A 9,681-nucleotide genomic window follows, 5' to 3' on the forward strand; every position below is an offset into this window, starting at 1 on the left:
GATGGCGGCCTCGATGTTCGCCGCGTGCTCGTTGACCGGGTCGAGCAGGTCGTCGGGCACCTCGGCGGGGACCGGGTTGGTGAAGCTGCCGATGCGCAACGTGCGTTCGGGCGGCGCGATGGGCGCCACGGGCTCCACCGGCTCGGGCAGATGCAGTTCCTCGATGACCACCGGCGGCGCGGGCGCGGTCGGCTCGGGCATCGGGCGGGTCGGCGGCGCGGGCGTGGGCGCCAGGCGTTCGAGGGTGTCGGGCCCGTCGAGCTTGCCGAGGTCGGCGCGCTCGGGTTCCGGGGCGGGGGTGCTCAGGCCCGGCTGGACCGGCGGGGCGCCGATACCGGGCTGCGGGATCGCGCCCGCGACCCCGGCGCACGCGACCGCGAGCGCCATCGGCACCACACCCGCCATCGGCCGGGCGATTCGCCGTGCCGTCGGATTGCCGGACTGAACTGAGCGACGGAACACGCCGAACACCACCATCGAACTTGCAGGACACGGCACGTCCCCGCGTGCCGCGGGCCACACGATAGCGGTAGCCGACGGGAAACTGTCAAATCGATAGCGAGCGGGCATCACCGCTGGAAGCGGCGCCCGTGACGACGGCGGGCCGGGTACCAGAGGCGCCCGGCCCGAAGTGTCGGCCGTCCGTCAGCCGAGGACGTCGTGGCGCACGATGGTCTGGTCGCGGCCGGGCCCGACGCCGATGCACGAGATGCGCGCGCCCGAAAGCTCTTCCAGCCGCAGCACATACGCCTGCGCGTTGGCGGGGAGCTCCTCGAAGGTGCGGGCGTGGGAGATGTCCTCCCACCAGCCGGGCATCTCCTCGTAGATGGGCTTGGCGTGGTGGAAGTCGGTCTGCGTGGTCGGCATCTGCTCGACCCGCTCGCCGTCGATCTCGTAGGCGACGCAGATCGGCACCGTCTCCAGGCTCGACAGCACGTCGAGCTTGGTGAGGAAGTAGTCGGTGATCCCGTTGACGCGGGTGGCGTAGCGGGCGATGACCGCGTCGAACCAGCCGCAGCGGCGGGCGCGACCGGTCGTGACGCCGACCTCGCCGCCCTGCTTGGCGAGGAATTCGCCGTAGTTGTCGAACAATTCGGTCGGGAACGGGCCCGAGCCGACGCGGGTGGTGTAGCACTTGAGGATGCCGAGCACCGTGTCGATCTTGTTCGGGCCGATGCCCGAACCGACCGCCGCGCCGCCGGAGGTGGGGTTGGAGGACGTCACGTACGGGTAGGTGCCGTGGTCGACGTCGAGCAGGGTGCCCTGCGAGCCCTCGAGCAGCACGGTCTCGCCGCGCTCCAGCGCCAGGTTCAGTTCCAGGCGGGTGTCGGCGATCCGGTGCTTGAAGCGTTCGGCCTGGCCGAGCAGCTCGTCCACGACCTGCTGCGGGTCGAGCGCGCGGCGGTTGTAGATCTTGACCAGCACCTGGTTCTTGAACTCCAGTGCCGCCTCGACCTTCTGGGTGAGGATCTTCTCGTCCAGCACGTCGGCGACGCGCACGCCGACACGGGCGATCTTGTCCTGGTAGCAGGGGCCGATGCCGCGACCGGTCGTGCCGATCTTCTTGTTCCCGAGGAAGCGCTCGGTGACCTTATCGATCGCCACGTGGTACGGCATGATCAGGTGCGCGTCGGCCGAGAGCAGCAGGCCCGAGGTGTCGACGCCGCGCTCCTCCAGCCCGGCTAACTCGTCGAGCAGCACGCCCGGGTCGACGACGACGCCGTTGCCGATGATGTTCTTGACGCCGGGGGTCAGGATGCCGGACGGGATGAGATGCAGCGCGAACTTGTCGCCGTTGGGCAGCACCACGGTGTGGCCGGCATTGTTGCCGCCCTGGTAGCGGACGACCCATTGCAACCGCTCACCGAGCAGGTCGGTAGCTTTGCCCTTACCCTCGTCGCCCCACTGGGCGCCGATGAGGACGATTGCCGGCATCGTGGTTCTCCTACAGATCGACGGCAGCACGCTTCGCGCTGCAGCTACCTGCCGTACTGAGGCGGTGGCCGGAAACACAGTCTAGCCGACGCCTGATCAGCGGCCTCGCAACGCCCCGCCGCCCCGGGCATCATCGGTCCCGGTAATCGGTTACGGTGGATCGGGCAGGTCGGCGGGTTTACCGCGTCGGCAGTGTGGGCACGACAGGCAGTCGGCCTGACCGAGGAGGGTGTACGGCAGTTTGAGTACCCACGTTCTCCGCTGTGGTGACACGCCGGTGCCGATCGCGCTGAGCGCCCTGCCGACAACGCAGACCACACCGATTCCCGACCTCACGGTGGTCGACGAACTGCTGCCCGTGCTGGCCGCCGACAGCCTGCCCCGGCTGATCGTCCTCGGCGAGGACGCCAGCCTGGCCGCCGTGCTCACCCATCTCATGCGCACCGAGCGGCTGCACGTGGAGATCGGGTACGTGCCGGTCGAGAAGAGCTACGCCTCGCGCGTCTACGACCTCGGCACCGGCAACGCGGCCGCCAAGCTGGCCGTCGAGGGCCGCGCGGTGGAGACGCCGCTCATCCGCGACGACACCGGCACCGTCCTGGTCGGGCGCGCCGTGATCACCGGCGTGGACGAGGCCCGGCTGGAAGGCGAGGCCTACGTCGACGACACGCTGCTGTTCACCGGCGTGGTGAAGGCGATGCGCATCTCCCCGACCGCCGCGATGCCGGGCGTGAAAGCCTCGGTGCGCAAGGGCTTCCGGAAGCGGAGCTGGGTCGCCGGGCGCGCGGCGCAGCTGGGCACGCCCGGCGCGGTCGTCACCCGCGACGGCGTGCGGTCGCCGCGCACCGTGCCCCGCTCGACGTTCTACCGGTTCGAACAACCCTGGCTCCTGGTGCGATGACTGTCTATTACCCCTCCGGCTACTCCCGCAATCACGGCGCGGTGCGGCCGAGTCCCGTCTTCCTCGGCGTGATCGTGATCGCCGTCCTCGGCGGCGCGCTGGCCTGGGACGCCCCGCTCAGCTCCACCCGCGCCCAGGTCGGCGTGCTGATCATGGTGTTCGCCGGCTGGGTGATCAGCCTGTGCCTGCACGAGTTCGCGCACGCGTTCGTGGCCTGGCGCGCCGGCGACCACGAAGTCGAGATGCGCGGATATCTCACGCTGAATCCGCTCAAGTACAGCCACCCGGTGTTGTCGATCGCGCTGCCGCTGGTGTTCATCGCCCTCGGCGGCATCGGATTGCCCGGTGGGGCGGTGTATCTGGACACCACCCGGTTCAGCGCGAAGATCCGCCGCCTGGTCAGTTTCGTCGGGCCCGCGTCGAACGCGCTGCTCGCCGTCGTCCTGCTGGTGATCCTCAATTTCGTGCCGCGCAACGAGGTCGGCGGGCCGGACGGGCACATCGCCTTCTGGTGCGGCCTCGCCTTCCTGGCGTTCCTGCAGATCACGGCGTTCGTGCTGAACATCCTGCCGGTCCCGGGCCTGGACGGATACGGAATCCTGGAGCCCTCGCTGAGTTACGAGACGCGGCGCGCCCTCGATCAGGTCAAGCCCTACGGCATGCTGGTGCTGTTCGCGCTGCTGTTCTTCACGCCGCTCAACACCGTATTCTTCAACGGCGTGTACGAATTGTTCGAACTCTCCGGAATTCCCGATTCGTGGGCGGCGTACGGCAGCCAGTTGACTCGTTTCTGGCAATAACGTGCGAGTCCTCGCTTCGAGGATCGCACCGGGGTGCGTTAGCCTGGGTCGGTGACCAGCAACGGCACCCCGGTAATCCTGTCGGTAGTGGTACCCACCCTCAACGAATCCGCTTGTATCGCAGCCTGTCTGGAACGTCTCGTCGGCCAGGACGCCATCGACGAGATCATCGTCGTCGACAACGGCAGCACCGACGACACCCGCGAGATCGTCGCCGCTCTGGCCGAGCGACATCCGAAGATCGAGCTCATCGAGGAACCCGAGCCCGGCGTGGCCAACGCCCGCAACAGCGGCTTCGGCAAGGCGCGCGGTGACCTCATCGGCCGCATCGACGCCGACACCCTCGTCGGCCCCGACTGGGGGGCGACGGTGCGCGCGCACTTCGAGGAGAACCCCGACGCGGCCGCCCTCACCGGCGTCAGCACCTACCACGACTCCCCGATCGGGGTGTTCCTCGACGCCGCCATCTGGGCGCAGGACCGGCTGGGCCGCATCGGCGGCCAGGTCGGCAACGTCCACGGCGCCAACATGGCCATCCGCCGCACCGCCTGGGAGAAAGTCTCCCAGGACACCACCACGCGCCGCGACCTGCACGAGGACCTCGACCTCGCGCTGTGCCTGTGCAAGGCCGGACTGCGGATCGACCAGCTGGCGCACATGCGGGCCACCATCTCCGCCCGGCGGCGCAAGACCCCGCCGTCGCAGTGGTGGACCTACCAGCTGCGCGGCCTGCAGACCATCGCCAACCAGGGCTTCATCATCCTGCCGTTCCACCGGGCGGTCATCTCGGGCGCCTGGCTCATGCACACCTCGCAGTGGCCGATCTACCGCATGTGGGACTTCGACCGGAAGCGCTTCTCGCTGAACCCGGGCAAGCCGCGGACCTCGCCGGTCACCTGAGGGGCACTCACTCCTCCGGCGTGACGTACGGGTGCGGCACGGTCGGCGGCAGCAGCGCGATCGCCGAGATCCGCTGCATGCCGCAGACCACCATCAGGTCGACCACGATCGAGCGCACCTGGGCGAACACCACGTGCGCCGACAGGCCCGCACCCGCGACCAGCTCGGGCCGGGCGTCCCTGGCGACGCCGCGCAGGGCCCGGGTGGCCTCGGCCTGATCCGGTTGCTCGCCGGGATCGGCCAGCATCATCCGGCGGACCACCTCGGTGGCCTTGCCGAGCTCGTCGACGAGTTCGATCAGGCGCGGGTCGAGGACCTCGTCGTCGCGGACCAGCGTCAACGACCGGCGCAACAGCACGCGGGTGTTGCGGACCGCGTTGTCCAGCGGGTCGGCGGCGTTGTGCAGCCGTTGCAGCCGCCGCCGCGAGTTCCAGTACAGCGGGGAGATCCGGCTGATCTCCCGGCCGCCCGCCAGCGCCGACCGCAACGCCTCGATCTGCGGCTGGGTCGCGCGCACCCGGTCGAGGGAGTCCTTGACCTTGTCCGAATCCTGTTCCAGCAGGCCGTCGGCGCATTCGACCAGCGACTTGTGCATGACCGCGAGTACCTCGGCCGCGTGCTCGCGGGCCCGGCGCACCGGGTGCAACGGGATCGCCGCGACCACCACCACGCCGACCAGGCCGCCGACGAGCGCGTCGATCATGCGATCGGGGCCGGCGCCGGGCGGCTGGTTGAGCGTGGACACCAGCACCGCCGAACCGGCGGCCTGCATGGTGATGATCGTGCCGCCGTCGAGGAACACCGCCGTCGCCATGGCGCCCGCGACGACGAGCGCCACCTGCCACACGCCCGTCCCCACCTGGGCGATGAACAGGTCACCGACGCCGATGCCGACCGCCACACCGACGACCAGTTCCGCCGAGCGCCGGATCCGCGCCCCGAAGGACACCCCGATGGACACCACCGCGGCCGTCGGCGCGAAGAACGGCTCGTGGTGGCCGATGACGTCGTGCGCGATGAACCAGGCCAGACCCGCGCCCAGCGCGCACTGCACGATCGGCAGCAGGGACAGCCGGAGCCGGACCAGCGAGGTCTTCAGCCGGTCCTTCGTGCTGTCCCGCGCGGCGGAGACCACCGGTCCGGCCGCGGCGACCAGGGGCGAGTCGCTCACCGACGGCCGGTGACTAGTCCAGGCCGAGCTCGGCCGCGGCCTGCGGGTCGCAGTCCTCGAGCAGGTCGAGGCAGCGCGCGTATTCCTCGGCCTCGCCGATGGCCTTGGCCGCGCGGGCCAGCGCGCCGACGCTGCGCAGGAAGCCGCGGTTGGGCTCGTGGCTCCACGGCACCGGGCCGAAGCCCTTCCAGCCGTTGCGGCGCAGCAGGTCGAGCCCGCGGTGGTAGCCGGTGCGGGCGAAGGCGTAGGCCGCGACCGTGTCGTGGTCGACCTCCTCCCCCGCCCGATCCAGCGCCGCTTCCGCCAGCTGGGCCCAGGCGATGGACGCGGCCGGGTTGTCGGCGGCCACGCGAACGGGGTCGGCACCGGCCGCGATCGCGTCCTCGGCGTCGAACATCTCGGGAAGGAGGACCGGCTGCGGTCCGAGCAGGTCACCGAACGAGGTCATACCCGCCATGGTATTGCTCTATCGCCCGGCTACGGCGCCGGGCCTCGCGGTGCGCGCCGCGCACGGATCCACGTCGGTGAACCGGGCTCCCGTGCCGCCGCGCGCATTAGGCTGACCGCTAGTTGAATGTTCGAATCTGCGCGAGGGGTACCAGGTGTCCGACCCGATCGACGACAAGAACCCGGCGGGCGACGCGGCCCGGCCCGGTGAGCCGGTGCGCGACGACGCGCCGTCGGCCGATGCCAAGGGTTCCCCGACCGGCGCAGAACCGACCAGAACCACGCCCGACGCCGTCACCGAACCCGGCCGCGCCGCCGCGGGCAACGGCGAAACCGTCGTGATCCGCCGCGATCAGCTCCCCGGCGCGAGCGGCCCCACGCGCGAGGGTGACACCGGGCGTGGCGCACCGGCAGGCCCCTCCGCCGGCGGCTCGGCCCGACCGGCAGGCGACGGGCGCTCGGACGCGAACGGCCCGGGCACCGACCGTCCGCGCGCGGGCGGTCCCGGCGACGCCGCGGCGGGTCGCGAAGCATCGGGCTCCGGTGCGGGCCGCCCCGGTGGGGTGTCCGGACCCGGGGCGTCTCGCGGGCCTCAGGGGTTCGGCTCGCCGGGCGGGCCCGGCCCCGGCGCGGGATTCGGCCCCGACCGGCGTGGACCCGCCGGTCCTCAGGGGCCGGGTGGTCCGGGTGTTCAGCCCGGCGCACCCGCCGGTCGTGGTCCCCGCCCCGAGGGTGCGGCCGGGCCCGGCCCGCGCCCCGAAGGTCACTCCGGACCCGGTTCGCGACCCGACGGTCCCGCCGGACCCGGATACCGCCAGGACGGCCCCGGCGCGCCGGGTTCGCGGCCCGGTGGACCGGGTTCCCGCGCCGAAGGTCCCCATGGGCCCGGTCCGCACGCCGAGCCCGGCCCCGGCGCGCGCGGTCCGCTCGGTTCCCGTCCTGCAGCCGGCGGTCCCGGCCCGCAGCCCGGCGGTGCCGGCGTGCAATCCGGTCGCCCCGGTCCACAGTCCGGCGGTGCCGGCTCCCAGCCCGGCGGCCCCGGCTCCCAGTCCAGCGGCCCCGGCTCCCAGTCCGGCGGCCCCGGCCCACAGTCCAGCGGTCCCGGCCCACAGTCCAGCGGCCCCGGCTCCCAGCCCGGCGGTCCCGGCCCGCAATCCGGTCACCCCGGTCAGCCCGGCGGCCCCGGCGCGCCATCCGCCGGCCAAGGCCGGCCCGGCGGTCCCGGCTCGCAGCCCGGGGGTCTCGGCCGGCAATCGGGCGGACCCGGCTCCCAGATCGGTGGCTCGGGGGCGCGCCCCGGCGGACCCGGCAATGCCGGGATGCGTCCCGGTGTGCCCGGCTCGCAGCCCGGCGGTGTCGGCCCGCACCCGGGAGGCGCGGGTTCCCAGGCGGGCGCGCACGGCCCGCAGGCAGGTGGTCCCGGTCCTCGGCCGGCCGGCTCTGCCGGGCACCCCGGCGGTCCGGGCGAGCGGCCGGGCGGTTTCGGCCCGCAGGCCGGTCCCGGACCTCGGCCGGGGGACGCCGGCGGGCCCCAGGGTCCCGGTGCGCCCGGGGGCGGTCAGGGGGCCGGTCCCGCTCGCGGCCCCCAGGGGCCGGGCACACCCGGTGGTGCGCAGGGCACCGGCGGACCCGGCGTCTCGGGTCCCGGCGCGTCCCGCGGTCCTCAGCGGCCGGGTACACCCGGCTTCCAGGGTCCCGGAACCGGTACGGCTGGTGGCGATTCCGGGGCGACCGGTCCCCGTGGCTCGCAGACGCGGCCGGGCGGCGGCACCGGACCGGCAGGCGCTCCGTCCCCGCTCGCGGGGCTCGCCGGCCCGGGTCCGGCGGGCGCAGGCCCGGCGCGGCCGACCGGCTCACCGGCGGAATCGGATGCGGCCGTGGACGCTTCGCAGGATGACGGCGCCCCCGATGCGGCGACGACCGTATTCCGGACCGCCGCCGCGGGTGGCGGCCGCAGCGAGGCCGACGTGCCGACGCTCGGTGTCGACCGCGCCACCCTCGCGGCCCTGGCCGACAAGTACTCCGAGGAGACGACCTCCGCGAAGGCGGCCCGGTCCGGCGAAGCAGCGAAAACCGATGACCAGCAGAAGGGTTCGTCACCGGTCGTTTCCGGCGCTCCCGCGAAGACCGGCGACACCCTCGGCGGTCTCGCCGCCACGGGCGGGCTGGCGGCCGCCGTCGCGGCGGCCAAGGCCGTCACCGGACGCGGCAAGACCACCCCGCCGCCGAGCGGAACGGGCGACACCCCGCAGAACCGAACCACCGACGGCGAGCCGGGCGGCACGCCGGGCACCCGGCCGAGCGGAACGGCCGAGACGCAGCCGGGTGCGGCCCCCGGCCCCCAGCAGGGCGGCGCCACCGAGTCCCAGCCGGGCGGCTCACCCGCCGCTCAGCCGGGCGGCACCTCCGATACGCAACCGGCCGGCACCTCCGGCGCGCAGGCGGGCGGGACGACCGACGGTCGGCCGGGCGGCCTTCCCGGCACCCAGCCGGGTGGCACGCCCACCTCACGACCCGGCCAAGCGTCCGACACTCAGCCCGGCGGATCGCCCGACACCCGGCCGGGCGGTACTCCCGGCACCCAGCCGGGCGGCCTGCCCGACTCGCGACCCGGCGATTCCTCGGGCGCCCGGCCCGGCGGGGCCGGTACCGGGCCGGACCGCCCGTCGGGCGCCCAGCCCGGCGGGGCCGGTGCGCGGTCGGGCGACGCGTCGAGCGACCGGCCGGAAGGCACGGCCGGCGACCAACGCGGCGCGTCCGACGCCCGGACGGGCGAGGCTTCCGATGGCCGGGCCGGCGACGCGCCGGAGAACCAGCCGCGCGGGGCGGCCGAGGGTCGTCAGGGCGCTGCGCCGGGCGCGAAACCGACCGGCGCCGCCGACCGGCCGAACGCGTCGGCCGCCGAGGCGGGCCGACCGGGCACAGCGGGAGATCGTCCCGCCGCCGAGAAGACCGGCGGCGCGGGCGATCCCGCGGGCTCGGGGACGCCGGGACGAGCCGACCTGACGAAGGCCGCCGCGGCGAGCACCGCAAACGGTGTGCCCGCAACCGACGACAACGCAGGCGCGGCGAAGGCCCGCGGGCAGGAGCCCGATGAGTCCGGCGCGGAGGCCGACACCGCGCGCGGCGCCGTCGCCGCCGAGGCGGGAGCGGCCGACGCGGCGACCACCAAGATGTCGACCTCGCCCGCGACGAACCTCGCCGGGGCGGAAGGCCCGACCACCAAGATGTCGGTGCCGGGCGCGCCGTCGCTGAGCAAGCCCGGTGCGGGGCAGGAGGTTCCGGGTTCCGAGGACCGCACGGTGTCCATGGGGCTGGCAGGCGCCGACGCGCCGACCACGGCGCTGCCGGTGCAGCGTCCGCAGGACGGCCGGACCGATCGGGTGGTCGGTGGGGTGCGTCCGGTGGGTGGACCGCCGAACACGCCGCGTCCGGCCGCGGGTCCGCGGCAGCCGGGTCCGGGCGGACAGCACGGCCCGCACGGTGCGCCGGATGTCGAGGAGACCAGGCCGTCGCCGCCGCGTCCG

7 protein-coding genes and 1 pseudogene are annotated in these 9,681 nt (G+C 73.8%); 4 read left to right on the forward strand and 4 right to left on the reverse strand.

Going from position 1 to position 9,681, the window contains the following annotated elements; translation table 11 throughout:
- Together ON36_RS26545 and ON36_RS26550 are read right to left on the reverse strand one after the other, a co-directional pair.
- Positions 1-405: pseudogene (locus ON36_RS26545) on the reverse strand (hypothetical protein); the annotation flags it as partial.
- Between the two features lie 240 nt (positions 406-645).
- Positions 646-1,935 (reverse strand): adenylosuccinate synthase, encoded by a 1,290-nt coding sequence (locus ON36_RS26550; RefSeq protein WP_043659021.1) that lies wholly within the window; start codon positions 1,933-1,935, stop codon positions 646-648.
- A 277-nt stretch (positions 1,936-2,212) separates the two neighbouring features.
- Between ON36_RS26550 and ON36_RS26555 the strand changes: the two genes are divergently transcribed.
- The 3 genes from ON36_RS26555 to ON36_RS26565 are packed head-to-tail and all read left to right on the forward strand — an operon-like array spanning position 2,213 to position 4,536.
- Positions 2,213-2,836, forward strand: a complete 624-nt coding sequence (locus ON36_RS26555; protein WP_245558210.1) for a hypothetical protein — start codon at positions 2,213-2,215, stop codon at positions 2,834-2,836.
- Positions 2,833-3,636, forward strand: a complete 804-nt coding sequence (locus ON36_RS26560; protein WP_052314369.1) for a site-2 protease family protein — start codon at positions 2,833-2,835, stop codon at positions 3,634-3,636. Before ON36_RS26555 ends, ON36_RS26560 begins: the two co-directional genes overlap by 4 nt.
- A gap of 51 nt (positions 3,637-3,687) precedes the next feature.
- Positions 3,688-4,536, forward strand: coding sequence for a glycosyltransferase family 2 protein (locus ON36_RS26565; protein ID WP_043659031.1), 849 nt, complete (start codon positions 3,688-3,690; stop codon positions 4,534-4,536).
- Between the two features lie 7 nt (positions 4,537-4,543).
- Here ON36_RS26565 and ON36_RS26570 read toward each other — a convergent pair whose 3' ends face one another.
- Complete coding sequence (locus ON36_RS26570) at positions 4,544-5,707, reverse strand: FUSC family protein (protein ID WP_083885443.1); 1,164 nt, start codon at positions 5,705-5,707, stop codon at positions 4,544-4,546.
- Between the two features lie 13 nt (positions 5,708-5,720).
- Positions 5,721-6,155, reverse strand: coding sequence for a DUF3151 domain-containing protein (locus ON36_RS26575; protein ID WP_043659036.1), 435 nt, complete (start codon positions 6,153-6,155; stop codon positions 5,721-5,723).
- Between the two features lie 1,876 nt (positions 6,156-8,031).
- Between ON36_RS26575 and ON36_RS32960 the strand changes: the two genes are divergently transcribed.
- The coding region (locus ON36_RS32960) for a hypothetical protein (RefSeq protein ID WP_218001237.1) at positions 8,032-9,681 on the forward strand (1,650 nt) is incomplete at its 3' end.

It is taken from the genome of Nocardia thailandica NBRC 100428 (assembly GCF_000308795.1).
Taxonomy (GTDB): Bacteria; Actinomycetota; Actinomycetes; order Mycobacteriales; family Mycobacteriaceae; genus Nocardia; species Nocardia thailandica.